General features: G+C 61.4%; 24 protein-coding genes, 4 tRNA genes and 1 pseudogene. 11 read left to right on the top strand and 18 right to left on the bottom strand.

Annotation, left to right across the window (positions count from 1 at the left end):
- Window positions 1-90: 90 nt before the first annotated feature.
- A complete protein-coding gene (locus B0G69_RS02240) occupies window positions 91-507 on the bottom strand; it encodes a DUF4279 domain-containing protein (RefSeq protein ID WP_121319033.1) in 417 nt (138 codons plus the stop codon).
- A gap of 10 nt (window positions 508-517) precedes the next feature.
- Window positions 518-1,540 (bottom strand): hypothetical protein, encoded by a 1,023-nt coding sequence (locus B0G69_RS41705; protein WP_121315461.1) that lies wholly within the window; start codon window positions 1,538-1,540, stop codon window positions 518-520.
- A 160-nt stretch (window positions 1,541-1,700) separates the two neighbouring features.
- Here B0G69_RS41705 and B0G69_RS02230 point away from each other — a divergent pair, with 160 nt between their 5' ends.
- Complete coding sequence (locus B0G69_RS02230; RefSeq protein ID WP_121315460.1) at window positions 1,701-2,723, top strand: hypothetical protein; 1,023 nt, start codon at window positions 1,701-1,703, stop codon at window positions 2,721-2,723.
- A gap of 20 nt (window positions 2,724-2,743) precedes the next feature.
- Here the strand turns inward: B0G69_RS02230 and B0G69_RS02225 are convergent, their stop codons facing one another.
- From B0G69_RS02225 to rph, 5 genes are all read right to left on the bottom strand, one after another.
- Window positions 2,744-3,235, bottom strand: a complete 492-nt coding sequence (locus B0G69_RS02225; RefSeq protein WP_121315459.1) for an Arm DNA-binding domain-containing protein — start codon at window positions 3,233-3,235, stop codon at window positions 2,744-2,746.
- A gap of 212 nt (window positions 3,236-3,447) precedes the next feature.
- Window positions 3,448-3,537 (bottom strand) — tRNA-Ser (locus B0G69_RS02220).
- A 55-nt stretch (window positions 3,538-3,592) separates the two neighbouring features.
- Window positions 3,593-4,822, bottom strand: a complete 1,230-nt coding sequence (hemW, locus tag B0G69_RS02215) for a radical SAM family heme chaperone HemW (protein WP_121315458.1) — start codon at window positions 4,820-4,822, stop codon at window positions 3,593-3,595.
- The gene (gene rdgB, locus B0G69_RS02210) at window positions 4,819-5,466 is read right to left on the bottom strand and encodes an RdgB/HAM1 family non-canonical purine NTP pyrophosphatase (RefSeq protein WP_121315457.1); all 648 of its coding nucleotides are present in this window, start codon (window positions 5,464-5,466) and stop codon (window positions 4,819-4,821) included. The genes hemW and rdgB overlap by 4 nt, the downstream gene beginning before the upstream one ends.
- Complete coding sequence (gene rph / locus B0G69_RS02205) at window positions 5,459-6,199, bottom strand: ribonuclease PH (RefSeq protein ID WP_121315456.1); 741 nt, start codon at window positions 6,197-6,199, stop codon at window positions 5,459-5,461. Before rph ends, rdgB begins: the two co-directional genes overlap by 8 nt.
- 302 nt (window positions 6,200-6,501) lie before the next feature.
- Between rph and B0G69_RS02200 the strand changes: the two genes are divergently transcribed.
- The 5 genes from B0G69_RS02200 to B0G69_RS02180 all read left to right on the top strand — a co-directional run bounded on the left by B0G69_RS02200 (window position 6,502) and on the right by B0G69_RS02180 (window position 11,456).
- Window positions 6,502-7,425, top strand: coding sequence for a YicC/YloC family endoribonuclease (locus B0G69_RS02200; protein ID WP_121319031.1), 924 nt, complete (start codon window positions 6,502-6,504; stop codon window positions 7,423-7,425).
- A gap of 17 nt (window positions 7,426-7,442) precedes the next feature.
- A complete protein-coding gene (gmk, locus tag B0G69_RS02195) occupies window positions 7,443-8,126 on the top strand; it encodes a guanylate kinase (RefSeq protein WP_121315455.1) in 684 nt (227 codons plus the stop codon).
- A 60-nt stretch (window positions 8,127-8,186) separates the two neighbouring features.
- Window positions 8,187-8,390 carry a DNA-directed RNA polymerase subunit omega gene (gene rpoZ, locus B0G69_RS02190; RefSeq protein WP_044848533.1) on the top strand — a complete coding sequence of 68 codons (204 nt, stop codon included), beginning with the start codon at window positions 8,187-8,189 and terminating at the stop codon, window positions 8,388-8,390.
- Window positions 8,391-8,490: 100 nt separating this feature from the next.
- Window positions 8,491-10,845 carry a bifunctional (p)ppGpp synthetase/guanosine-3',5'-bis(diphosphate) 3'-pyrophosphohydrolase gene (locus tag B0G69_RS02185; RefSeq protein WP_121315454.1) on the top strand — a complete coding sequence of 785 codons (2,355 nt, stop codon included), beginning with the start codon at window positions 8,491-8,493 and terminating at the stop codon, window positions 10,843-10,845.
- Between the two features lie 122 nt (window positions 10,846-10,967).
- On the top strand, window positions 10,968-11,456 hold the full coding sequence (locus B0G69_RS02180) for a phage protein NinX family protein (protein WP_121315453.1): 489 nt from the start codon (window positions 10,968-10,970) through the stop codon (window positions 11,454-11,456).
- 92 nt (window positions 11,457-11,548) lie between these two features.
- Here B0G69_RS02180 and B0G69_RS02175 read toward each other — a convergent pair.
- Both B0G69_RS02175 and B0G69_RS02170 read right to left on the bottom strand, forming a co-directional pair.
- Window positions 11,549-11,625, bottom strand: a tRNA-Arg gene (locus tag B0G69_RS02175).
- A gap of 77 nt (window positions 11,626-11,702) precedes the next feature.
- Window positions 11,703-11,779 (bottom strand) — tRNA-Arg (locus B0G69_RS02170).
- 121 nt (window positions 11,780-11,900) lie between these two features.
- Between B0G69_RS02170 and greB the strand changes: the two genes are divergently transcribed.
- On the top strand, window positions 11,901-12,470 hold the full coding sequence (gene greB, locus B0G69_RS02165) for a transcription elongation factor GreB (RefSeq protein WP_121315452.1): 570 nt from the start codon (window positions 11,901-11,903) through the stop codon (window positions 12,468-12,470).
- A 472-nt stretch (window positions 12,471-12,942) separates the two neighbouring features.
- On the opposite strand, the gene B0G69_RS02160 is transcribed toward greB, so the two are convergent.
- Together B0G69_RS02160 and B0G69_RS02155 are read right to left on the bottom strand one after the other, a co-directional pair.
- Window positions 12,943-14,091 (bottom strand): porin, encoded by a 1,149-nt coding sequence (locus tag B0G69_RS02160; RefSeq protein WP_121315451.1) that lies wholly within the window; start codon window positions 14,089-14,091, stop codon window positions 12,943-12,945.
- A gap of 535 nt (window positions 14,092-14,626) precedes the next feature.
- Entirely contained in the window at window positions 14,627-14,869 is a 243-nt protein-coding gene (locus B0G69_RS02155; RefSeq protein ID WP_121315450.1) for a hypothetical protein, read from the bottom strand.
- A 440-nt stretch (window positions 14,870-15,309) separates the two neighbouring features.
- Between B0G69_RS02155 and B0G69_RS02150 the strand changes: the two genes are divergently transcribed.
- Window positions 15,310-15,513, top strand: a complete 204-nt coding sequence (locus B0G69_RS02150; protein WP_035547750.1) for a cold-shock protein — start codon at window positions 15,310-15,312, stop codon at window positions 15,511-15,513.
- A 343-nt stretch (window positions 15,514-15,856) separates the two neighbouring features.
- Window positions 15,857-17,008, top strand: coding sequence for an exonuclease domain-containing protein (locus B0G69_RS02145; protein ID WP_121315449.1), 1,152 nt, complete (start codon window positions 15,857-15,859; stop codon window positions 17,006-17,008).
- A gap of 116 nt (window positions 17,009-17,124) precedes the next feature.
- Here the strand turns inward: B0G69_RS02145 and B0G69_RS02140 are convergent, their stop codons facing one another.
- Together B0G69_RS02140 and B0G69_RS41310 are read right to left on the bottom strand one after the other, a co-directional pair.
- Window positions 17,125-17,721: a chorismate mutase gene (locus B0G69_RS02140; protein WP_121315448.1), complete on the bottom strand. Its 597-nt coding sequence runs from the start codon at window positions 17,719-17,721 to the stop codon at window positions 17,125-17,127.
- A 280-nt stretch (window positions 17,722-18,001) separates the two neighbouring features.
- A complete protein-coding gene (locus tag B0G69_RS41310; RefSeq protein WP_175158391.1) occupies window positions 18,002-18,151 on the bottom strand; it encodes a hypothetical protein in 150 nt (49 codons plus the stop codon).
- A gap of 872 nt (window positions 18,152-19,023) precedes the next feature.
- On the opposite strand from B0G69_RS41310, the gene B0G69_RS02135 reads away from it, so the two are divergent.
- Window positions 19,024-19,224, top strand: a complete 201-nt coding sequence (locus tag B0G69_RS02135; protein WP_121315447.1) for a hypothetical protein — start codon at window positions 19,024-19,026, stop codon at window positions 19,222-19,224.
- A gap of 502 nt (window positions 19,225-19,726) precedes the next feature.
- Here the strand turns inward: B0G69_RS02135 and B0G69_RS02130 are convergent.
- The 5 genes and pseudogenes from B0G69_RS02130 to pepN form a co-directional block, all read right to left on the bottom strand.
- A tRNA-Thr gene (locus B0G69_RS02130) sits at window positions 19,727-19,802 on the bottom strand.
- 55 nt (window positions 19,803-19,857) lie between these two features.
- Window positions 19,858-20,874, bottom strand: coding sequence for a class 1 fructose-bisphosphatase (locus B0G69_RS02125; protein ID WP_121315446.1), 1,017 nt, complete (start codon window positions 20,872-20,874; stop codon window positions 19,858-19,860).
- 121 nt (window positions 20,875-20,995) lie between these two features.
- The gene (locus tag B0G69_RS02120) at window positions 20,996-21,451 is read right to left on the bottom strand and encodes a HigA family addiction module antitoxin (RefSeq protein WP_121315445.1); all 456 of its coding nucleotides are present in this window, start codon (window positions 21,449-21,451) and stop codon (window positions 20,996-20,998) included.
- 19 nt (window positions 21,452-21,470) lie between these two features.
- Window positions 21,471-21,747 (bottom strand): annotated as a pseudogene (locus tag B0G69_RS02115) (type II toxin-antitoxin system RelE/ParE family toxin); the annotation flags it as partial.
- A 199-nt stretch (window positions 21,748-21,946) separates the two neighbouring features.
- The gene (pepN, locus tag B0G69_RS02110) at window positions 21,947-24,643 is read right to left on the bottom strand and encodes an aminopeptidase N (protein ID WP_121315444.1); all 2,697 of its coding nucleotides are present in this window, start codon (window positions 24,641-24,643) and stop codon (window positions 21,947-21,949) included.
- Between the two features lie 230 nt (window positions 24,644-24,873).
- Here pepN and B0G69_RS02105 point away from each other — a divergent pair, with 230 nt between their 5' ends.
- Complete coding sequence (locus tag B0G69_RS02105) at window positions 24,874-25,572, top strand: DUF4136 domain-containing protein (RefSeq protein ID WP_121315443.1); 699 nt, start codon at window positions 24,874-24,876, stop codon at window positions 25,570-25,572.
- Window positions 25,573-25,606: the final 34 nt, after the last annotated feature.

Genomic DNA, 25,606 nt, shown 5'->3' with positions numbered 1-25,606 from the left:
CAATTGCTATCAATCGCGCGGCCGGGGACCTGGCGGTGTGTGGGGGTGATCGGTCAGGCGTGCGTGAGAGGGCAAGGTAAAGCACGCGCCCTATCGGTACTCGTCAATCTCGATGGTGCCGCCCATGGCTTCCATCATCGCGCGGATATCGTCCGGAACGTCGGGCACGCGGTCGCCGGTCTCGTTGTCCCAATAGCAGAAGAAACGCATCTGTGCGCCTTTGTTTGCGAGTAGCTGGCGCAAGTCATCTCGCGGCAAATTCAGGCGATCAATGAGATAGCGGAGATGCGGTTCTAGCGAGTCGCTACGAATGGCGGCCTTGCTTTTCACCCCCCACACGCCGGTACGCCCTGGCACCCTGCTCAAGCGCCCCGACGGAGTCATAAAAGGCTTGCCCTTGACTATCGCCGTGTCCGGCGGAACGCCGAAATATCTAGTCCAAACCTCGGGCTCCAAATCATCCCCGGCTATCGAAAATGATGCATGTGCGAGTTGATGTGCGTTCATCGTATGAAGGTCAGTTTGCATAGTCGTGCATATTGCCGATGATGTTTTTCCTAAATTCAACGTCCCCACTATCGTGCCAAATGACATTGTCATCGCCTCGCAGCTTGAGGTCGTCTTTCATCGCATGGACCATGTCGCCAAACGTGTCGCGGTCGTATCCGAGCATTTTTGCCGCGTAGTTTGGATTGTTTGTCCTGGCCGCCAGCTCTTCCACGTCACCGCTCACGGCATCCGGGGTGTACTCGAAAGGCTGCGCGTCGCCGAGTGGCGTCGAGGTGTCGTTGCCCGATTCTGCGAACCCATCGGCCACGCCGTCATCTTTATCCATATCCGTGTCGCCGCCGACAAGCGCGCCGGCCACGGCCTCCACTATCCCAAGCAGGCCACCGCCACTGCTGCTGCGGCTGCCGGTCGTCGCGGCGCGCGCGGCTATCCGTCTCACCTCGATGGTAGCGGGATCGTACGGGCCGGACAGGACCGGCTCGCCGTTGAATGAGGTGGTGCCGGGAGGGAACAGATTGGGTGAGCGACTCCAGTAGGTTTCACCTCCACCCCCTGACGCCGGCCAGCGCAGCGGTGCCGGGCTGGGGCTGCACACACGGGCCAGCCCGGAGTGCCGATCGCGATGGACCACCGGCATCAGGCGTTCGTCCGCGACGGCTCGCCTGAGAACGCGCTCAATGCCGGCATTGTCGGTTGGCAGGTTCCAGTGTGCGAGGCCCAGCGCATCGCGCACGTAGGTCTGGATGGCAGACAGAGCCTGGCCGCCGGTGATCGTTCGCAGGTCAAGGCGTGGCCGAAAATACCTGTCAAAGTCCCGCCGGTCCTGTTCAAGCTGCCTGCGCGCGTCGTCTTCTTCGTGGCGCCTGTCATCGCTCATGAACGACGACGACCCGCCTCGCGAGCGGCGGCTGTCTCGATCCAAGGACAGGCGACTGCGCCGTTCCCGCTCCATGCTGTGATACTGGCTGGCGGGATGCAGTGCGCATTGCCAGCCGCACTCCAGCGGAATTTCGAGCGTGTTCCAAGACATATGGAGATCTCTGTTTTTGTGACGGCGTAAACCTAGCAGATCGGCCGCCGCAGTTGTTTACGAGATACGCCAACTACGCGAGCCGGTTCAATTGTCGAGTATCGTTATCTCTTTGTGCTGTCTCCTTAAAGTGCCTTGTGGCTAGCTAAACGGAAAAGCTATGGAAGAAAATGAAGACAACACCCCAAATGAGTTTCCTATAGCACCGCAGACCGCACCCGAGAGTTTTTCTGTCAGTGTCTGGGGATTCGACACGGCGGACAGAGCTAGTCGGTACGCAGAAATTATCGGCGCCTACGTTCGCGGTCTCAGTTCTCTGTTCGATCTGAGCAGTCTTGATGGAATTACGATTGCGTTCGACTACCGACAGGCGCTGTTAGATGTTGATCTAGGCATACCCACGACTCGTCAATTGGCACCGAGCGACGGAAACGTAGTTGGCGTGGCAATCACCCCTTCGGTTTTGAGAGAAGGCAAGGTGAAAAGCCATATCGTTCTCAACGCGGCGTATGTCATTGGATTGGAGGATTCCCCCTCTGGGGATCACTTCAATTTTGCGCTGCATTTGTTGGCGCACGAATGTGCCCATGTCGACGCGACACATCACTTCGACAGGGCGTTTCCTGGAATGCTGCTTCAGAGTAGCGCCAGCGATGTATATCAAGCCCTTAGATGGCGAATCATTCAAGTCTGCTGGGACGAATATGCGGCAACGTACCTTAGTAAAGACATTGGGCGCAATCCGGTCCGCGACTACGAAGAGACGTTTCTCCTGGCGCTCGAGGAGACGCGGAAAGCGGCCAACAACGCGATACGCCTGTATCGCTGGCACGCCGACGCACCGCGTGTTTTGGAGGAGGTCTACGGTGCTTATGGCAATCTCATGAAGTTCGCCTGCTACTTCCTCGGAAACATGGCCGGAACCGGGGTTGGACTGGACGACCTGCCGAACACCCGTGCCGCGCTGGAGGATCATTGGTTCGCGCCGTACTTCGCCCGTCTGGATGATATTTGTCGGCGCCTTGGTGAGGACTACGGCGCATGGAGTGACCAGAAGACCTTCGAGGAACTGGGCGATTGCGCCGATGCAATCGCGGCCGAAGGCGGCATCATCGTTAGGCATACTGCCGCCGGTGGCGTCTACGTGGACGTTCCGTTCTCGCAGCCCACCATGCCATTTTAGGTATAGCTAGATCGGTGGCCCTAGCTTTCTATTTCGAATGCCGTTTGAAGGAGGAGCCGCCCATTTGCATCTAGGACATAGGCGAAAAAGCCGACCATCGCGGGTCGCCTTTCTCTTCCTCGTCTTTCCCGGCTGTCCCTTCGCCATTCCGGCTCTTTCACTTTGATGAAACGCTTCGCCGCTTGCTCGAACGTCATTTCGAGCGCCTGGCTCGCACGCAGACGGCTTTTGGCCTCTTTCTTCTGCATAACCGGATCGACGCCGCGGGCGATATCCTCACGCACGGCCAGTGCCTTCACTCGCGCTGCCGCGACACCCATGCCGGATTCGGCGTATGCGCCCAAGCCAATTTCACGGCGCTGACCCGCGACGGCGACACGTAGCACCCATGAGCGCGCATGTTCGCTGATGACTTTGAGATACAAGCCGGCCACGCCGCCAACGGGATGTTTTCCCGGGGTCGTCAGTCGCTTGACGGCCAGCGGCCCGAGTTCCTTGGCTTTCTTTGGCATCGTTGCTCGTTATCGATCGGCGCGCCGGCAGTCCACCAACTGGTCCACCAACGCTAGTCCACCATCCAGTCCACCATAAAATTTACGACTGAACGCGATTAATTGCAACGAAACCAGACAACTACATTTGGCAGTTTTGCGCTGAGAGCCTTAGCTGGTAAGGCTTTGCGCGATTGAATCGGATTGATCCGGACGGATCAAAACAAGCGTCCTGGCGGAGGCGGTGAGATTCGAACTCACGGAAAGATTGCTCCTTCGCCGGTTTTCAAGACCGGTGCCTTAAACCACTCGGCCACACCTCCAAGCCCGAAATTGTAACCCGAAAAAACCTCGCTGCGGTGCTCAGTCGATCGGCAATCACTGCGGATCTTTCAGAAACAGCGCTTGCAGATCGTTCAGGAACGCCTGGCCGAGCGGCGTGGGCGCGATCTTCTCGTGGTCGCGTGTGATCAGCTTGCGTTTTTCGGCTTCCTGCAGCGCCGGCTCGATCGACGTCATCGACAGCCCCGTGCGCTCGATAAACCGATGCACCGGAAACCCTTCCACCAGCCGCAGCGCATTCAACATGAACTCGAACGGCAAATCGCGCGGCGCGACTTCGTGCTCTTCCTGCACCGCCGTGCCCGCCTTTGCCTGCTCGATGAACGTGGTCGGATGTTTGTAGCGCACCTGGCGCAGCACGCGATTCGGAAACGACAGCTTCGTATGCGCGCCGGCGCCGATGCCGAGATAGTCGCCGAAGCGCCAGTAGTTCAGATTGTGCTTGCTCTGCCGATGCGGCTGCGCATACGCCGACACCTCATAGCGCCCGTAGCCTGCGGCCGTCGTGCGTTCGTGGATCCAGTCCTGCATGTCGGCGGACGCGTCGTCGTCGGGCAACGCGGGCGGGAATTTCGCAAACAGCGTGTTCGGTTCGAGCGTCAGGTGATACAGCGACAGATGCGGCGGCGCGAACGACAGCGCCGTGTCGATATCGGCCTGGCATTCGGCGAGCGTCTGCCCTGGCAGCGCGAACATCAGATCGAGGTTGAAGTTGTCGAACGTGGTCGCGGCGACTTCGACCGCGTGGCGTGCTTGCGCCGCGTCGTGAATCCGGCCGAGCGCCTTCAGATGCGCTTCATTGAAACTCTGGATCCCCACCGACAGCCGGTTGACGCCGCTCGCGCGAAACTGCGCGAACTTGTCGGCCTCGAACGTGCCGGGGTTGGCTTCGAGCGTGATCTCCGCGTCGGCGTCGAGCGGCAGCAGCGCGCGGATATCCGACAGCATCCGGTCGAGACCCGCCGCCGACAACAGGCTGGGCGTGCCCCCACCGATGAACACTGTATGCACCTGACGACCCCAGATCAGCGGCAGCGCCATCTCGAGGTCGGCGCGCAATGCGTCGAGGTAATCGTTCTCCGGAAACGTCTCGCCTTTCCACTCGTGCGAGTTGAAATCGCAATACGGACACTTGCGCACGCACCACGGAAAATGCACATACAGCGCCAACGGCGGCAGCGATGTCAGCCGAATACTGCCCGGCGAGGTGAATGCCTTGATGACGCCGTTGCCGATGTCGGCGGGCGCCGGCCTGATCGGAATCACGCTTCCTCCGAGAGGCGCGCAAGCAGTTGCCGCAACGCAATCGCACGATGGCTGCTGGCGTTTTTCACCGCGGGCTCCAACTCGGCGGCGCTCGCGTTCAACGACGGCAAAAAGAAGTACGGATCGTAGCCGAAGCCATGTTCGCCGCGCGGTGCGCCGAGAATTTCGCCATGCCAGCGGCCCTCAGCGATCAGCGGTTCGGGATCGTCCGCGTGACGCACGAGCGCGAGCACGCAGTAGTAATAGCCGCGCCGATCGGTTTCACCCTGCAACGCGGCGACGAGGCGCGCGTTATTCGCGGCGTCGCTTTTCTCGCCGCCGGCGAGTTGCGCGTAGCGCGCCGAATACACACCCGGCGCGCCGCGCAATGCGCGCACACACAGACCGGAGTCGTCGGCGAGCGCGGGCAGGCCGGTGAGCTTCGCCGCATGACGCGCCTTGGTCAGCGCGTTTTCGACGAAGGTCGGATGCGGCTCTTCCGCTTCCGGCACGTTCAGCGTGCCCTGGGCAATCAGTTCGATGCCGGCCGCGTCGAGCAGCGCCGCGAACTCGCGCAGCTTGCCCGCGTTATTCGACGCCAGCACGACTTTCTTCAACGCCGCGCCTGATGCATGCGCGCCGTCGTCTTGACGAACCTCATTCACTCTTTTGCTCCAGCGCTTCTTTCTGCCTGGCGATCAGCGTGTTGATGCCGTCGCTCGCCAGATCCAGCAGCGCGTTCATTTCGTCGCGCGAGAACGGCACGCCCTCGGCGGTGCCCTGAATTTCGACGAAGCCGCCTGCGCCCGTCATCACCACGTTCATGTCGGTGTCGCACTGCGAGTCTTCGTCGTAGTCGAGGTCGAGCACCGGCAGCCCGTCGTACACGCCGACCGAGATGGCCGCGACGTAATCGGTGATCGGCGAGCTTTCGATGCGGCCCGTCGTCAGCAGTTTCGCCACCGCGTCATGCGCGGCCACAAACGCGCCGGTGATGCTGGCCGTGCGCGTGCCGCCGTCGGCCTGGATCACGTCGCAATCGATGTGCAGCGTGCGCGCGCCGAGCTTCTCGAGATCGAACACCGAGCGCAGCGCGCGGCCGATCAGCCGCTGGATTTCCTGGGTGCGCCCGGTCTGCTTGCCGCGCGCCGCTTCGCGGTCGCTGCGGGTATGGGTGGCGCGCGGCAGCATGCCGTATTCGGCGGTGAGCCAGCCTTGGCCGCGGTCGCGCAGGAACGACGGCACGCTCTCGGCGATGCTCGCGGTGCAGATCACTTTTGTGTCCCCGAACTCGACCAGCACCGAGCCCTCCGCGTGCTTCGTGTAGTGGCGCGTGATGCGCACGTCGCGCAGCTGATTGGCCTGGCGGCCGCTGGGGCGTTGGGTGTCGTTGGTCATGTTGGGATCGGTCAGGAAGAAATGCGGAGGGAAACCGCGATTTTACAGCCGATCGACGGGCGCGGTGAGCCGCGCCGAATGGTGCATCGGTGAAGTCGAGTCACTGCGCGGGCCACTAAGCGGGTCACTAAGCGGGCCACTGCGCGGACCACTGAGTGCTCGCCCGCATGCACGCTCGCTCGCGGGGGAGGTCGCCGCCAAAAATGGGATAATGCCGGTTCTCCGTCCCGCGTCTCGTACACGCCGGGCGATCTGCCTCTCAGGCCTGCGTCGAACGCATGGCCGCAATCGCGAGAAATACGATGATCTACAGCATGACTGGCTATGCGAGCGCCACGCGCGAACTCGTCGCGGCTTCCGGGACAGGCGGCGTGAGCGTGTCGGTCGAACTGCGCACGGTGAACTCGCGCTTTCTCGATCTGAATTTCCGCATGCCGGAAGACGTGCGCGTCTGCGAGCCGACGCTGCGTGAAATGCTGATGAACAAGCTGTCGCGCGGCAAGGTGGATATCCGCATCAACCTGCAACGCAGCGAACAGTCGGCGAACGCGGGCGCGATCAATCGCGACGCGCTCACGCAGCTGGCACTGCTCGAACGCACGGTGCTCTCGACATTCCCGGAAGCGGGCCGCCTGCGGACCGGCGAGATTCTGCGCTGGCCTGGCGTGCTGGCAGAAAGCGGCGTGGCGCCGGAAGTGCTGCGCGACGCGGTGCTCGCGTGCGGCAAGCAGGCGATCACCGACCTGATCGACGTGCGGGCTCGCGAAGGCGCGCAACTCGCGACGATGCTGCTCGCCAACGTCACCGAAATGGAAACGATCGTCACGAAGATCACGCCGCTCGTGCCGGAACTGATTACGAGGCACCAGCAGAAGATCGTCGAACGGTTGCAGGAGGCGCTCGGCATCGCCGCGCCGGACACGGCCGCGACCATCGTTTCGCGCGAAGAGATCAACGAGCGGATTCGCCAGGAAGTGACGATGTACGGCATCCGTATCGACATCGCCGAAGAACTGTCGCGCCTCACGGCTCACCTGAACGAAACGCGTCACGTGATCGAGAAGGGCGGCAAGGTCGGCAAGCGGCTCGACTTCATGATGCAGGAGCTGAACCGCGAGGCGAACACGCTCGGCTCGAAGGCGGCCGCGAAGGAACTCGCGGATTCGTCGATGACCCTGAAGCTGCTCATCGAACAGATGCGTGAGCAAGTACAGAATCTGGAATAAAGCTGGACACCACCAACATGATCGATCACCACACACGCGAAAGCGGCGCACCGCGCAATCCGTACGCCGGCGCTTATCCCGGCAATCTGTTCATGGTCGTCGCGCCTTCGGGCGCGGGCAAGTCGACGCTCGTGAACGCGTTGCTCGCCGGCGACGACGCGATCCGCCTGTCGATCTCGTACACGACGCGGCCGCCGCGTCCGAAGGAGCAGGACGGCGAGCACTATCACTTCACCAGCGTCGACGACTTCATGAAGCGTCACGACGAGGGCGAGTTTCTCGAAAGCGCGGAAGTGCACGGCAACTACTACGGCACGTCGCGCGTGTGGATCGAGGAACAGATGAGGAGCGGGCACGACGTATTGCTCGAAATCGACTGGCAGGGCGCACAGCAGGTGAAGAAGCAGTTTCACAACGCGGTCGAAATTTTCATCCTGCCGCCGTCGCTCGACGCGCTCGAAGAGCGTCTGAAAAAGCGCGGCCAGGACGAGCCGAACGTGATCACGCGCCGCCTGCTGGCAGCTGGCAGCGAGATGGCGCACGCGGCCGAAGCGGAGTACGTCGTGATCAACGAGAACTTCGATCGCGCATTGAGCGAACTGCAGTGCCTCGTCGCCGCCACGCGTTCGCGCTTTGCCTCGCAGTACGCGCGTCACACGCAGCTTTTCGTGCAGCTCGGCATTCACCTGCCGCACGCTTGAGCGCGGCGTTGTGCCGAGCACATAAGGTAGAATAAGCAACATACTGAGAAGGAACCCAACATGGCCCGCATTACCGTCGAAGACTGCCTCAAACAGATCCCGAACCGTTTCGAACTCGCGCTTGCCGCAACCTATCGCGCGCGTCAGCTCGCTCAAGGCCACACGCCGAAGATCGAAAGCCGCGACAAGCCCACCGTCGTCGCGCTGCGCGAAATCGCATCCGGCCAGGTCGGCGTCGAAATGCTGAAGAAGGTGCCGGTTTAAGGCGCAGTGTTCCGTTTTCGATTGCCACGTATTTGCCACACCCAGTTGCATCATTAACGTACAGACCGGCGTCCAACCCTAACCCGCTACGGAGGCGACCATGAGTGCTACCCCGCCCACCGCCACGGAAGCGGACCACGACGCCGACTCACCCTCGTCTGCACGGAAGTACATCGACGCGGTCCTGGAACAATCGTTCCGCCATCTGTTCGGACCCACCGCCACGCCGGAGCAACCGCGCCGGCATGACGTCGTCTCCATCGCCAAACTGACGTCCGTGTTGTCCGGCTATCTGCAGCCGGAAGAGATCAAGGACATCAAGGCGGCGTTCCATTTCAGCGACGAAGCCCACCTCGGCCAGTACCGCCAGAGTGGCGAGCCTTACATCACGCATCCTGTCGCCGTCGCGGAAATGTGCGCCGGCTGGAATCTCGACGCCCAGTCGATCATGGCGGCGCTGCTGCACGACGTGATGGAAGACCAGGGCGTGACCAAGGCCGAACTCGCCGAGCGCTTCGGCGCGAAGGTTGCGGAACTGGTCGACGGCCTGTCGAAGCTGGACAAGATGGAGTTTCGCAATCGCGAAGAAGCGCAGGCGGAAAACTTCCGCAAGATGCTGCTCGCGATGGCGCGCGACGTCCGCGTGATTCTGGTGAAGCTCGCCGACCGGCTGCACAACATGCGCACGCTCGGCGCGGTGCCGCCGGAAAAGCGCCGCCGCGTGGCCCGCGAGACGCTGGATATCTACGCGCCCATCGCCCACCGCCTGGGCCTGAACAACACCTACCGCGAACTGCAGGATCTCAGCTTCGCCAACTTCAATCCGCATCGGTACGCCACGCTCGAAAAAGCCGTCAAGGCGGCGCGCGGCAACCGGCGCGAGGTGGTGGGCAAGATTCTGGAGTCGGTGCAGCGCGCTATCGCCGACGCGAAGATCGACGCCGAAGTCACCGGCCGCGAGAAAACCATCTTCAGTATCTACAAGAAGATGCGCGACAAGCAGTTGTCGTTCTCGCAGGTGCTCGACGTGTACGGCTTCCGTGTGGTGGTCGAAAGCGCGCTGGAGTGCTACACCTGCATCGGCGCGCTGCATGCCTTGTATAAGCCCGTGCCGGGCAAGTTCAAGGACTACATCGCGATCCCCAAGGTGAACGGCTATCAGTCGTTGCATACCACGCTGGTCGGCCCGTTCGGCGCGCCGATCGAGTTCCAGGTGCGCACGCGCAAGATGCACGAGATCGCCGAGGCGGGCGTGGCCGCGCACTGGCTGTACAAGAACGGCAGCGCGGACCTGAACGATGTGCAGAAACGCGCGCACCAGTGGCTGAAGTCGCTGCTCGACATTCAGAGCGAAGCGGGCGATTCGAGCGAGTTCCTCGAGCACGTCAAGATCGATCTGTTCCCGGATGCAGTCTATGTGTTCACGCCGAAGTCGAAGATCATGGCGCTGCCGCGCGGCGCCACCGCGCTCGATTTCGCGTATTCGATCCACAGCGACCTGGGCAACCAGTGCGTCGCGGTGAAGATCAACAATGAACTGCTGCCCCTGCGCACCGAGTTGAAGAGCGGCGATATCGTCGAAGTGATCACGGCGCCATACTCGAAGCCGAATCCGGCATGGCTCGGTTTCGTGCGCAGCGGCAAGGCGCGTTCGGCCATTCGCCACTATCTGAAGACGATGCGTCTGAACGAGTCCGTGCAGCTCGGCGAGCGTTTGGTCGACCAGGCGCTGAAGGGCTACGGGCTCGCGCTGTCGGATGTGACGCCGGAAGCGTGGGAAAAACTCGTGCAGTGGACGGGCAACAAGAACCGTCAGGAAATTTTCGCGGACATCGGTCTCGGCCGGCGTGTCGCGGCGGTGATGGCCAAGCGCATCGAAGTGCTGATGAGCGGGCGCGACGCCGACGACGACGGCTCGCGCTCGGGGTCCACGCCGCATGCGCCGCCAGTGGTCATCACGGGCACCGAGGGCATGTCGGTGCAGTTGTCCGCCTGCTGTCGTCCGATTCCGGGCGACGACATCATGGGCTATATCGGCATCGGGCTTGGCATGGCCATCCACACCACCGACTGCCGCGTCGCGCAGCGCATCCACAAGCGCGATCCGGGCCGCTGGATCGACGTCGCGTGGGCGCCGCAGCCGGGCCGGCTGTTCGACGTCGCCGTGAAGGTGCTGGTCAAGAACACCAAGGGCGTGTTTGCCCGCGTGGCGGCCGACATCACGTCGGCGGATGCGAACATCGTCCATATCGCGATGGACGAAGACCTGTCGCAGGAATCCACGGTGCTGCGCTTCGTCATTCAGGTCAGCGATCGCGTTCATCTGGCCAACGTGATGCGCCGCGTGCGTACGAACCCGGACGTCATGCGCATTGCGCGTGAACGGCCGAGCGAAGAAGGGCATCACCGTCACGAAGGCGGCATGCGAATCGATCGCGAGCGCGCGGACTACTGAGCGCGCGCGGTTTTGCGCCCTTGATTCGCCTTGGCGTACTCAGCGGGCTCCAGATGTTCTCTGCTCTTATCTGAACGTGCCGGCTACCGGCGAGTCTCATCTGTAACTCTGGGAGAACGCTGATGAAAGTAGCCGACCTCAACGGCGTGGCGCTCGATTATTGGGTGGCCCGCAGCCTGCACGACTTCGTGCGCGAAATCTATTTCACCGACAGCGGCGAAACCGTTTCGATTCGCGGCAATGACCGCGGCCGTCCATGGGACGGGCGCTTCACGCCGTCCACATCGTGGGAGGCGGCCGCAGCGGTCCTCGAGCGTGCGCAGCGGCTCGAAGTGAGTGAGCGGACCGATGTCGGCGCGGCGCACTGTGTCGCGGAGTTTCACGGTGGGCAGCGGGCTGTCGAAGGGCGGGGCGATTCATTGCGGGTGGCGTTGCTGCGAGCGTTCGTCGCAAGCCGTTTCGGCGATAGCGTGGACGAAATGCTGCGCGAGCCGCAAGCGCTGACCGGCGACCGGGTTCGGCCGATCGGCGAGCGCGCGTCCGGGGATGTTGTCGAGGATGTGCCGAGCCCGGATGGGCGAATCGGAGATATCCAGTCGCCGCCGCGGTAACCTGAGAGGGTGATGCGAGCAGAGCGCCGAGCGCTTGCCCAAAAGCACGAGACAAAAACAAAGGGCCTTCCGATTGGAAGGCCCTTCATAGTTGGTGCGGCTGGCAGGATTCGAACCCACGACCCCTTGGTTCGTAGCCAAGTACTCTATCCAACTGAGCTACAGCCGCACGCTTAAACCGGTGATGCTTACTGCAATGAAACCAGGTGAAACTGAGGACTTCCGGCACGGAAACCCTCGAATAATTGGTGCGGCTGGCAGGATTCGAACCCACGACCCCTTGGTTCGTAGCCAAGTACTCTATCCAACTGAGCTACAGCCGCACACAGAAACGAGATTATAGCCAAACGTTTTGGAAAATGGAAGCGTGTAACTGCGATTTGTCTCATGGGCCTGATCGTGTACCCTTGATAGGCAGTCGATTGCTGCAGTTAACGGACCATCATGAACAAGGCCTTTGTCAAAGAGTCGAGTGAAGAGAATGACGACGACCTCGACGTCGCCCAGCCGGAAGTCCCCGCGGGTACCAAAAACTACATCACGCCTCGCGGTTACCGGCGCATGCGCGATGAACTGCTGAATCTGATCGATGTCGAGCGGCCGGAAGTGGTCAGACTCGTGTCGTGGGCGGCGTCGAACGGCGATCGCTCGGAGAATGGCGACTACATCTACGGCAAGCGCCGCTTGCGCGAGATCGACCGGCGAATCCGTTTTCTGACCAAGCGTCTGGACCTCGCTGAAGTCGTGGATAGCAGCAAACAGGAGAACGTCGATCAGGTTTTCTTCGGCGCGACCGTCGACTATGCGACGGAAGATGGCGCTGCGCATGCCGTGACAATTGTCGGGATTGACGAGGTTGATCTGGATATCGGGCACGTGAGCTGGATTTCGCCGATTGCCCGTGCGCTGCTCAAAGCGAAGATCGGCGATACGGTCACGTTGTTCACGCCGGCCGGTCCGCAGCCGATCGATATTCTCGACGTCAAGTACCCGCCGCCGGATCCGGGCGGATAAGCGCGCCCACGGCGTGCTTGATATCGATGAGGGCGGGGAGCGGATCAGACGGTCTCGTTGAGATCCTCCGCGCTGCTGCTCAACGTGGAGCAGCAGAGGGAGCGTTTGTCTGCTATGGGCAAGCAGTGTAGGCACCCGATCGAGCATGCCGCTACGCTTCCAGTTCAGATACTTCGCATAGCAGGTTTGTTGCGGCGGAATGTGTGCGGGAAGGTACATTCAGCGCTCGCCCGTACGCTCGATCCACAGAATGGCTTCGGGCACGGCGCGCGACTTGGCGGCCGGGCGTCCGGTGGCTTTTTGCATGGCTGCCGGCGGAATCAGCTATTGAATGCGCTCCCACTCGGCACTCGCCAGTCGGTCTATCTCGTCTTCTCCTCAAAAGCATCGTAGGGCGCATGTAGACGGGGCGAAAAAAAAGGCGCCGAGAACGGCGCCTTCGATATTGCGAGTACTCCGCAGCTTTTGAAGCTTAGAAGCGGTGACGCAGACCTGCGGTCACAGCGACCTGCTTGTTGCTGCTCGACGCTGCGCCCAGACCATTGATGCTGGCGTCGACGATGGCGCCCTCGTTGGTTTGCTGATACACGCCTTGCAGGTACACGTCGGTACGCTTGGACAACGAGTATGCGGTTTGCAGATTGAACTGGTTCCAGTGCATATGCGAGCTGGACAGGTTCGCGCGAGTGTACGTATATGCACCGGCGATGCTCAGAGCCGGCGTCAGAGCATAACGGGCATTGGCTTCGAAGTTCTGGAATTGAGCGCTGTTAGTCGGGAAGCCAACGCCACCCGCCACGCCCGACGAGCCCTGGCTGATGCCGGCGAGGCCCGACAGGTTCGTTTGCGAATACACGAGGCCGACCGTTGCCGGGCCGAACGCGTAGTTAGCGCCTGCGCCCCACGTTTGCTGACGTTGAGCGAAGAACGTGTTGTCGCCCGAAACCGCACCACCCGAGTTGAAGGCAGCGGCTGCAGTGTTCGCGCCGTTGCTGTTCAGTTGCATGTAAGCGGCAGCGACGTTCAGGCCACCCCAGTTGTACGACGCGCCTGCACTGTACGCACGGTTGTTCGCGAAGCCGGCAGCCTGGTTCGAGAAGCCGTACAACGCGCCGAACTTGAAGCCGCCGTAGTTCGCGCTCTGGTACTTGACCGAGTTATTGATACGGAACGAGTTGTTCAGGTTGTCGTTGTCGAACGGGTGCGCGAACTGCGTGCCGCCGTATTGCGTGCCCGTCAGCGCCAGCGGGCCGACGTAATCGACCATGCTGTCATACTGACGACCGAGGGTCACGGCGCCGAATTGGTCACTTGCCAGACCGACGAAAGCCTGACGGCCGAACAGACGGCTGTTCTGCTTGAGCGTGCCGTCATTGATGCCAAAGCCGTTTTCCAACGTGAAGATGGCCTTCAGACCGCCGCCCAGATCCTCAGCGCCACGCAAGCCGAAACGGCTGCCGTTCACCGAGCCGCTCGTCATCTGCCAGTTGCTGTGGTCATGCTGGTTGTTCGTATAGGTGATGCCGGCGTCGATCAAGCCGTACAACGTCACGCTGCTTTGCGCATGCGCGGCGGTTGCAAAAACGCCCGTGAGGGCCGCGACCATGAGTGTCTTCTTCATTGTGTAACTCCGAGAGCGAGAGATGTACTTGGAACCCTGGCTTGGGAGACCTTCACACGAGCGCATGTGCTGCGAGAGGCAGATTCGTGTGAGAAGCGCGTTGACCAATTCGCGCTGGTTTCCGGTTAGGCAGAGTTTAGAGAGACACTTCGCAAAGTGGGCGTTCCGATTTTCGCAATAAAGTATTACTCGATTGGAAACGATGCGCGAATGCCGCTTGAGCCTTATGGATAAAGGCTTGCAGCGTTATTGCGGGAGTGGGGTGATGGGTTCGCGTTCGATTGCGTTGCTCATTTGCGACACTAAACGACGCAAAAAAACAACGCACCAATATCGAAAAAGGATTGTTGTTGTCTGTGCAATAGCAGATTGTTAATTGTGTGAATAATGGAAATGAGTTGTGCGTCTATACTGTAACTTCTGCTTTTCGAAGCAGACTTTTTCGTTGACGAAAAAGATCTCCAAACCTTTGTCGGCGCGACTCCCCAGTCGCGCTTTTTTTTCGTCTGCGCGATTCGAATTCGCAGTGCATCACTCAGTGTGCGGGCGCTGCGCCCTCCAGGTCGCTCCAGTCGGTTGTCGGCGGGGCGCTCCAGTCTTCCATCACGTACCGGCGGGCGTCCATTGGGGATGACAGGAGGTTCTGCCAATGATCGCCGTGCCACATGGGATCGAATTCGAACGGCGCGTCGGTGACCGGCTCGGGATGATCGGCGACGGTCTTTGCGTGCGAGGGGGTAAGCCAGACAAAGAGGCGGCGGAGTTGATTGAGCAGCATGGCAATCTCCTGATACGCGTTTACTACAACCACTGGGTCCGATCATCCCGCCGCGAATGTGGCGCAGCAAGTCGGACAAACACTTACTAAATACAGTTTTTGTTACATTTTATTTTCCGTGAACCAGAAAAATTTCCCCGTTGTAGGGGCGTATTGAACTGTTCGGGCAATATTGCCTTCATGATTTACTCAGTAGTTAATGAATATGCACCGGGGATTTTCTAGTGAAATCCGGTCGTTATCTCGGCATGTGCTAACTGCATATGAAAAATTTACTTGACGACAATTATTCGTTCCCCGTATAACGGCAAGTCTGAATTTCAGTTGTCAGTTCCGGGTATTGGAAGGCTGCCTGATATCAGGATGCCCGGCGAAGTGGCGGTGTTATTCGGACATAAGGGTAATACCCGATTTTTGTACATCATCGAGGGAAACTGAAAATGGAAACTGGTATCGTCAAATGGTTCAACGATGCTAAGGGTTTTGGCTTCATTACGTCGGATTCAGGTGGAGAAGATCTGTTCGCACATTTTTCCGAAATTCGCGCTGACGGCTTCAAGTCGCTGAAGGAAAACCAGCGGGTTTCCTTCGAAGTCAAAGCCGGTCCGAAGGGCAAGCAGGCAGCGAACATCCAGCCTCTGTGAGCCGCGCGGGCACGCCGCCGATTGCCAGAGAGCCCTCGCCGCGTGCGAGGGCTTTTTTATGGCTTGTACAATTTTTTCCAGTCAGATCCGTAGGAGTTTTTTGATTAAAGCCGCGTGGGCACGAATGGCGAAGCGTTGATTTTCGGGCGTGGTAGTTATTGTTTTGGATCAAATCGAATAGTGTTCCCCGGTTCGCCAGCGTTCAACGGCATCGGGCGGTTTGCACTAAAAAAGGCGTCTCTCGCCCGGCAATCGCATCGCCTCGATGCGATGCGATTTGGGTGCGGGCCGCTCAACTAAGGCATACTTGCCGCAAAGCCACGCGTCTAAAGTATCTCTTTCCATGTCTGAACAGTTTTTGCCGGAACCGGCCCTCGATGTACCCATTGTCTTCGTCGACCTCGAAACCACTGGCGGCTCGACCAGTGAGCATCGCATTACCGAGGTCGGCGTCGTCGAAGTAGGGCCGGCCGGCGTGTCGCGCTGGAGCACTCTGGTCGACCCGCAGCAGTCGATTCCGTCGTTCATCCAGCAGCTCACCGGCATCACGAATGCCATGGTGCGCGGCGCGCCGACCTTCGACGAAATCGCACCCGCGCTGTTCGAACGCCTGAGCGGCAAGCTCTTCATCGCGCATAACGCCAGTTTCGACCGCGGTTTTCTGCGCGGCGAGTTTCGGCGGACCGGACTCGCGTTTGATCCCGACGTGTTGTGCACCGTGCGTCTGTCGCGCGCATTGTTTCCGACCGAAAAGCGTCATGGTCTGGACGCGCTGGTCGAGCGTCATGGGCTGGTGCCGTCAGACCGCCACCGCGCGCTCGCCGACGCCGATCTGATCTGGCAGTTCTGGCAACGTCTGCACGGCCTCGTGCCGCTGGACGTGCTGCGCGCGCAGATCGAGCGCACCACGCGCCGCTACCGGCTTGCCGGTGACATCACGGAGGATCTGCTCGACACCGCGCCCGCCGGTTGCGGCGTCTACGCTTTTTATGGCGAAGGAGACTCCCCGCTGTACGTCGGGCGAAGCGTGCGCGTACGTCAGCGGCTGCGCTCGCATCTGACAGGTGAGCGGCGTTCGTCGAAGGATATTCGGCTGGCGCAGCAGGTACGGCGTGTCGAGTGGCGTGCGACCGGCGGGGAGTTGGGGGCGATGCTCGCGGAGGCGCAATGGATTGCGACGCTGCGTCCTGGCCATAACCGGCTTGCGCGCGTGACAAAAAGCGACCCGGCGGATGCGCCCTGGCCATTTCAGGGGCCGGTCGTTTTTGAGGAGCGCGAGGAAGCGTCGCAGGCGCGGGCTTTCCATGTCGTCGACCGCTGGCGCTACGTCGGGCATGCGCCGTCGCTCGCGCAGGCGGCCGACTTGTATGCGTCGAGCGTTGCTGGGTCATTCGAGCTGTCGACGTATCGCATCCTGCAGAGCCATCTTGCACGCGGGCTGCGCGTGATGCCGCTGAGCGTTTCGAGCGACGCACCGGCTTCGAGCCTCGCTTGACGCGCTGCCTCACCGCTCAAAGCAAAGCAGGTTCAGTCCTCAGGTAAGCGCAGTTCGGTCGCGCGCGGCAGGCCGAGCGCCTTGGGCCCCCCGTGCTTCGTCCCCCCCGGTCCGAATCAGCCGGTTGCCCCCACGCCGCCCGTTTCGCACACGTGACCTAGCGCGCGCGTCAATGCGCTCGCGTGAGCAGAGTCGTAACGGGTCAGCGATTTCCAGTTGGCAAGCGATTGCGCGACGCGCGACGGGCAGTCGTCCGCCGTCCGCAGCGGCTGCACACGCGCAAGACTGGTTACGAGCGATTGCGTCAGCCGGTCCAGCTGCGGCCTCGTGCTGGTCGCGAGGTCGGGCGCGGGCCCTTGCGGCGGTTGCGTGCTGCGCCAGGTGGCAAACAGCGCGTTCTGCACGTCCTTGCTTGCGTCGATCTGATCCTGGAAGAACGCACGGGCGAACGCCGGGTCGACGTTCGCCGCCGCGGCGCGCTTTTCCACATCGGCAAGCAGCGCGTTCTCGCGCGGCGTATCGGTAATCGCCTGATGGTTGGCCCACTTCCAGCGCGCGACCGGTTCCGCGAGCGCGAGGCGCTGCGAAGCCAACGCAATCAGATTGGTGAGCGCCGTGTCGTCGCCGTCGGCGACGGCGGGGGACGGGGCGAGGGCGACGCAAGCGGCCAACGCGAGTGCGCATGACGCGCCAAATCGATACGAGCGATTCATGGGAAATGGACGTGGCCGAATGGCCGCTGAGGAAAACCAGAAGATTAAATGATGCGGCGGTCACGGAGCGTTTAGTCCGACCGACAGTCAGTGCCCGGTTGTCAGACGCATGAATCGGAAGCGCGCGCGGTCAGGCGCCGCGGTCCGAACAGCCGGACGTAGCGTGCTTCAGGCGAGCCGAATTAGCGTCACGCGCCGCACGCAAGACGCGTAGGGGGCGCGTGCTCACACCGCGCGTCGCTACGCGCGGACGTCGATGCTGCATCGCGCCGCTGTCCAATTACTTCGAGTCGCACGACCTACGTTGTTCGTCGAAAAATGCGCGCACGTGCTCAGGCAATTCGGCACCCAGAAACTCGACGCCAGCGGGTTCCGGATCCGGGCAAAAGACTTTATCCGGGGTCGGAATCTTCGTTGGTTTGGCATCCATGATCTTTCTCCTTTACCAACCGATTATCTGCCTCGGTCGTTGTTTTGCACCAGTGTGAGATGCTGGTCAGATGTTCTCTGTTGCTTTAACGGCACAAGCCAACACTTCAACAGAGTGTTTGAATAGAATTTATCGTCTATCTATTGCCGCGCGGTTTCTCCGCACGAATCAAAAATCAGTCCGGCCTGCTGCGTCGTTTCCTTCTCCGCCTTGTCCCGTGCGCTTCGCGCCCGAAGTTCCTTGGCGTCCGCGCGATACACACTCCAAATGACTTTTGTGTGACCAAATCGGCGTATTTCGTGCGGTGCAGCATCGGGAGGATTTTCTCGATAAGTGACTGAACGTTCGTTAATTACCGATGCACTCAGTCTCGATGGTCGTCGGCTCCCTAATGTTTCGTAAACGATTGATTTACGGTTTCGTTGACGAAATTAACTTTTATTAAGGTTTTTCTTCAGAGACTCGCGCATTCACGGTCGGCATCAGTTCGAACTCAAGTCGTGAACAACTGGGCGTGGCGAGCGAAACAGCTGGTCGCCCGCCGGACCGAGTCGCGGATTGCGGGGCAAAGGGGCAGCCACGCCTGTCCTGGAGGAGGGTGTGCCGTCGCGTTGGCGGCGCGCGCTGGCGTGCATTCATGTTCCGACTCAGGTCGGCGCGAATAGAAGAGCGACGGCGAATGAACCCCGCGTTTCTGTACGCGATGCCACGCTCCGGCTTTCGTGCCAAAACCTCCTCACCCGATGACATGCCGCTCAACGCAGCCTCCGCCTATGCTTGAAGGGGCTATCTGCCATACGACGTGCGGTGGCTAACGGACGCGCCTATCCCCGACGCGGACGATGTCAGTCTTCGCTCTTTGGAGAAGTTCCATGGAAAACGCTGTCTACTGGAAAGGACGTCAAGTCGGAATCGAATGTGCCGGCAGAATCTTATGGTTTGCGTCGGCGCCGCAGGCAGCGATCGCCGCGTACGGCAAGGCACGAGAAGAACCGGCGGTGGCCGAGGATTCCATCGTGGCCCGCAACCTCGTCATGACGCAGTCATATGACCGCTCGCATTTTCGCGGATGACCAGCGCGGCCGCTTTCATCGAACTGGCTCTGAAGGAAGTCAATGAAACTGGACTTGCTCCTGCGTGAGCGAGTCGAACATTGGCCGTTCGCGTCGCGGAATTCTCTTGTCGCGCGACGAAGCGCTTGACGCAGGTGAACGTCGTCGTATCAGCTTTACCGCTTCAACCGGAAAGCAGGTTCACAAGGGCTCGAGCCAGCGAGTTCTGAATGATGGCTGCGCGACAACTCCGTTCAAATGAACTTACAGGATGCGGACGACTCCTCGCCGGCACGTGTAGTCGACCTGCGTCAGGTTGATCAGCGCGAATGTTTCGCCCATCTCTTCCTGTTCCCGCTTTGCACGAAAGCGCTGTGACATGTTCGGCGCTGAGCCGATATTTTGAGATGCGTTGGATCAACGTGGTGAGCGATGCGGATTGCACGCGCGTCTGTCTTGTCGATGGACTTGCAGAAAGCAAAAAGCCCAGTCGCAAGGACTGGGCTTTTTGCTTGAATCTTGATGGTGCCGGAAAGAGGAATCGAACCCCCGACCTTCGCATTACGAATGCGCTGCTCTACCGTCTGAGCTATTCCGGCATCAGGAGAAACGAGATTATAGGGACTTCTTCAGCAGCTTGGCAAGCCCCCTAACTCATTTTTTTATTTCGAGATGGTAGCGTGTGACGCGATCGACCTCGTTCTTCGAGCCGAGGAATACCGCTACGCGCTCGTGCAGGCTTTTCGGCTGAATGTCCAGAATGCGTTTTTCGCCGTTGGTCGCCGCGCCGCCCGCCTGCTCGACGATGAACGCCATCGGGTTCGCTTCGTACATCAGGCGCAGCTTGCCCGGCTTGTCCGGCGTGCGCTTGTCAGCGGGGTACATGAAGATGCCGCCACGACTCAGGATACGGTGCACGTCCGCGACCATCGACGCGATCCAGCGCATGTTGAAATCGCTCTGGCGTGAACCATCCTTGCCGGCCTTCAATTCGCCGATGTATTGCTCGACCGGCGGATACCAGTGTCGCTCGTTCGACGCGTTGATCGCATACTCGCGCGTTTCGACGGGAATGCGCATGTCGCTTTGCGTGAGCACCCACGATCCAAGCTCGCGGTCGAGCGTGAAGCAGTTCACGCCATTGCCCGTGGTCAGCACGAGCACGGTTTGCGGACCGTACACCGCATAACCCGCGGCGACCTGTTGCGTGCCCGGTTGCAGGAACGACTGCTCGGTGGGCTGCTGGCCGTCCGGGCAACGCAGCACCGAGAAGATCGTGCCGATCGACACATTGACGTCGATGTTCGACGAGCCGTCGAGCGGATCGAACACCAGCAGATATTCGCCCTTCGGATAGTTGGCCGGAATAGGGAAGAACTGTTCCATTTCCTCGGACGCCATGCCGGCCAGGTTGCCGCCCCATTCATTCGCTTCGAGCAGGATTTCGTTCGACAGGATGTCAAGCTTCTTCTGCACTTCGCCCTGCACGTTCTCGCTGCCCGCGGTGCCGAGCGCATCGCCGAGCGCGCCTTTGCTGACGTGGTAGCTGATCGCCTTGCATGCACGCGCGACGACTTCGATCAAAAGGCGCAGGTCGGCTGGCAGGTTATTGGTCTCGCGCTGCTGCTCGATCAGGTACTTCGTGAGAGTGGTACGACGTTGCAAAGCCATTGCTGTACTCCGGGAAGGCTAGAGGAATATCCCGATTTTACCCGCTCGGTGTGTCTGCTCTGTGCTTTTAAGCGCGAAGAGCGCGCGTTGATGCGGCCGGCGCTGTGCGGCGCGGGCGTCATCAGGCTTTGCGGCGTGCTTTGCCGGCGGTGCGGCTGCCCCTCACGCTGACCGCGAGCGCTGCTGCGCGGGCATGCTCGGCCGACACTTTCGGCATTTTCGGGCGATTCGCCCGGGGCATCGGTTCGATCTCCCGTTCGATCTGCTCGCCGGCTGCCGCGGTGGCGATGCGCAGGTCATAGGCGATCTGCAGGTTGAGCCAGAATTGCGCGCTCGCGCCGAAATAGCGCTCGAGCCGCAGCGCGGTGTCGGCCGAAATGGCGCGCTTGCCGCGTACGACGTCGTTGATGCGCGGCGCCGGCACGCGCAGCGCAAGCGCGAGCGCGTTGACGGACATGCCGAGCGGTTCGAGGAACTCGCTGCGCAGAATCTCGCCCGGATGGATCCCGGGGATGGTGTCGCCGGTATCGATGCCCGAGAAATCGATGCTCTTCAGCGCGGAGCGTTTGATGACCATGCCGGTCTCCCAATAATCTGTGATAGTCGACAATCTCGACATTCAGAGCCTCCTCGGCGACGAAGCGGAAACAGATGCGCCATCGCGCATTGATGCGGATGCTCCACTGCCCGCTGCGCTGGTCTTGCAAGGCCTCGAGCCGGTTACTGGGCGGCGCGCGCAGACTCATGATGGAGTCTGCGCATCGATCATCAGCAGCCTGCGGCGTGCGAGCGTCTGGACGTGACGCGGCATGAGTGCACGAACTTGCCTTGAAAGATTCTCGCAGTAGTTTTGTCGCCGAATGTCGTGATCATAGGGAACATATAACGCATTGCGTTAACCGCAAACCGTTAAGAGAATGCGTTTGCTTTCGCCCCGCCGGCGTCAGACAAACAGTCGTCCAGATGGCTAACGCCTACTTCGCCAAGTACGGACGCCGGCGCAAACTCAGGACGAAAAAAAGCCGGCAACGCGTGCCGGCTTGTCGAAGCGAGTGCGGCTGTCAGGCGGCGATCAGGCCAAGGCTTTTTCCACGATCTCGCGCACGTCGCGCGACTTCACCTGTGACGCCACTTTCTCCAGCGCCGCGCGCATGCCTTCGCGCAGCGCCGGCGTGAAGCGGCGCCACAATTCGAGCGAGCGGGCGAGGCGGGCGGCCACTTGCGGATTGATCGCATCGAGCGCGATCACCTGCTCGGCCCAGAACGCGTAGCCCGAGCCGTCTTCGGCGTGGAATTGGGCGGGGTTCGCCGCACAGAAGCTGAAGATCAGCGAACGCGCGCGGTTCGGATTTTTCAGATTGAAGGCCGGATGCGTCATCAGCTTGCGCACGATGTCGATCACCGGACGTTGCGCGCTGCCGCGCTGCGTGGCCTGCAAGGCGAACCATTTGTCGATGACGAGCGGCTCCTTTTCGAAGCGCCGGTAGAAGTCGTCGAGCGCCTGCTGCGCCTGAACGCTGCCGCCGTTGGCGGCAGCCGCGTTGAGCAGCGCAGAGAGTGCCGCCGCGCGGTCTGTCATGTTGTTCGCCGCGTCGTATTGCGCGGACGCGAGGCGCACCGCCTCGGTAGGATCGTCCAGCTCCGCGAGATACGACAGTGCGAGATTCTTCAGCGCGCGATGGCCGCCCGCCTCGGGCGTCGCCTCGTAGGCGCCCGGCGTGCGATGCTGCTCATACACCTTGAGCCAGTCGTTTTTGAGCGCATTGGCGAGACGCTTGCGCACGAACTGCCGGGCGGCATGCACGGCCGCCGGATTCGACTCGGCCATCTGCTCGGCCAGGTACGCTTCGGACGGCAGCATCAGCGCGAGTTCGCGGAACGCCGGCGACAGTGTTTCGTCGGTGAGCACGCGCGCAAACGCGGCGACCACCGAGTCCTCGAGTTGCAGCGGCACGCCCGAGGCCGCGCGGCCGGCGAGCGCCATCAGCTCGCGAGTGGCGAGCCGTTGGCCGGCTTCCCAACGGTTGAACGGATCGCTGTCGTGCGCGAGCAGGAACGCGAGCTGGTCCGCCGAGTAGTCGTATTCGACGATCACCGGCGCCGAGAAATTGCGCAGCAGCGACGGCAGCGGCTCCTGCGCGACGTCGACGAACGTGAAGGTCTGTTCGGTTTGCGTGAATTCGAGCACGCGCGTGGTGGCGGCCGACGCCTTCGCTTCGCCTTCCAGCTTGAGCGGCAAATCCGTGCCGTCCTTGCCGATCAGGCCGATCGCAAACGGAATCAGCAGCGGTCCTTTTTGCGTTTCGCGCGCGGCCGCCTGAGCGTCGCCGTAACCTTGGCGCAGCGTCACGCTGTAGCGCCGCTGCACGGCGTCGTACTGGGCGCGCACGGATACTCGGGGGGTGCCGGCCTGGCTGTACCAGCGCTCGAACTGCGCGAGGTCGCGGCCGTTCGCGTCGGCGAGCGCGTGGCGGAAGTCGTCGCAGGTCACGGCCTGGCCGTCATGGCGCTTGAAGTACAGGTCCATGCCCTTGCGGAAGCCGTCACGGCCGAACAGCGTCTGATACATCCGCACGACTTCCGAGCCTTTCTCGTAGACGGTCATCGTGTAGAAGTTGTTGATTTCGACGTAGCTTTCCGGACGCACCGGATGTGCCATCGGACCCGCGTCCTCGGCAAACTGCATCTGGCGCAGCACGCGCACGTCCTCAATGCGCTTGGTCGCGCGCGCGGCTTCGTGCGTCGCGCCGCCGGCCATGTCGGCCGAGAATTCCTGATCGCGGAACACCGTCAGGCCTTCCTTCAGGCTCAGCTGGAACCAGTCGCGGCAGGTCACGCGGTTGCCGGTCCAGTTGTGGAAGTACTCGTGGCCGACCACCGCCTCGATGTTCGCGAAGTCGGTGTCGGTTGCCGTTTCGGGGTTCGCCAGCACGTACTTCGTGTTGAAGATGTTGAGCCCCTTGTTCTCCATCGCGCCCATGTTGAAGTCGCTCACCGCGACGATCATGAAGCGGTCCAGATCAAGTTCGAGCCCGAAGCGTTCTTCGTCCCAGCGGATCGAATGGATCAGCGAATCCATGGCGTGACGGGTCTTGTCCAGATCGTGCGGCTCGACCCACACCTGCAGCAGCTTTTCCTTGCCCGAGCCGCTCTTCACGCGTTCTTCGAGTGCGACCAGCTTGCCCGCGACCAGCGCGAACAGATAGCTAGGTTTCCTGAACGGATCTTCCCAGCGCGCGAAATGGCGGCCGTCCGGCAACTCGCCTTCTTCGAGCAGATTGCCATTCGATAGCAATACCGGATAGTCGGCCTGGCTCGCGCGCAGCGTGACCGTGAAGGTCGCCATCACATCCGGGCGGTCGAGGAAATAGGTGATGCGGCGAAAGCCTTCGGCCTCGCACTGCGTGAAGAAGTTGCCGCCCGATACATAGAGGCCCGACAGCGTGGTGTTCGCGGCCGGATTGCAGATGCTGGTGAGCGTCAGTTCGAAGCTGTCCGGCACGTTGTCGAGCAGCAGTCCGTGCTCGTGCGCATGCGCGTTGGCGAACGGCTGGCCGTCGATTTGCGCGCCGACGAACTCCAGTTGCTCGCCCATCAGTTCGAGATGCGCGGCGCGGGACGCCTCCGGGTTGCGGCGCACGCGCATCGTATTCCTGACGATCGTGCGTTCGGGGACCAGATCGAACTCCAGCGCGACGGTGTCGATCAGGAAGGCGGGCGGCGCGTAATCGGCGCGGCGGATCACATTGGGCGTTGCGGTATCGGCCATGGCGTTCTGTAGTGTTGGTACTCGAGCGGTCAGGCGCGCGAAGGGCACGCAAGCCGGGCTGGTCGGGCCATTGTACAAAGCCTCGGGCAATCGTGCGGAGCGAACTTTTTACCGGCTCGCGGGGTCAGCGTCTTATCGGGCACCCGCGCGTGAAAAAGCCGCGTGCACGTTCGACGCAGCCGGTCATCACTGGCGATAATGGGCAATTCAAAGGCCTCACGAGGTAGACCATGAATATCGATCGATGGACCCGCCGCGCCACGCTGCTGTTGGCCGTGCTGGCGGTGCTCCTGTCCGGCTGCACGACCTACGTGACGACTCAGGTCACGGCATTCTCCGACTGGAGCGGCAGCGACGCCACCCGCACCTTCGCGTTCACGCGGGCGCCGGATCAGCAGAGCAATCTCGAACTCGCCACCTACGAGCGCATGGTCGCCAGCGAACTCGCGGCGCACGCGTTCCGTGAAGTCGACGGCGCACAAGCGCGCTATCTGGTCGGACTCTCGTACGGCATCCGCTCGGACATGGTGACGGTTGCTGAACCGGTGTACTACAACCCGTGGCCGTCGCCGTACTGGGGCCGCCCGTTCGATCCGTGGGGACCGTGGGGTCCGTATCCGGCCACATATGTGAACCAGACCTATCCGATTTTCACGCATCTGCTGGGCATACGGATCACCGAGCGCGCGACCGGCAAGGAGGTCTACAACGTGACGGCCCGCAACTCGGGCGGCGAGTCGTCGCTGGTGAGGGCGATGCCGTATCTGGCGCGCAGCGCGCTGGCCGATTTCCCGCTCGGCAATGGCGCTGTGCATACGGTGAAGATTCCGCGCGGCCAAGGCGGCGGCCCGGCGAACGAAGTGGTCGCGAACGGCGGCGCGCCGGCCGCGGTGCCGGCTCCGGCGTCGGGCGCCAAGGCGGCGGAGTAGGTGACGGGCAGCGTGGCGCAGGTTGAAGCGCAAA

Source organism: Paraburkholderia sp. RAU2J, from assembly GCF_003634845.1.
Lineage (GTDB): Bacteria > Pseudomonadota > Gammaproteobacteria > Burkholderiales > Burkholderiaceae > Paraburkholderia > Paraburkholderia fynbosensis.
This window is presented reverse-complemented; position numbering and strand designations above follow the sequence as displayed.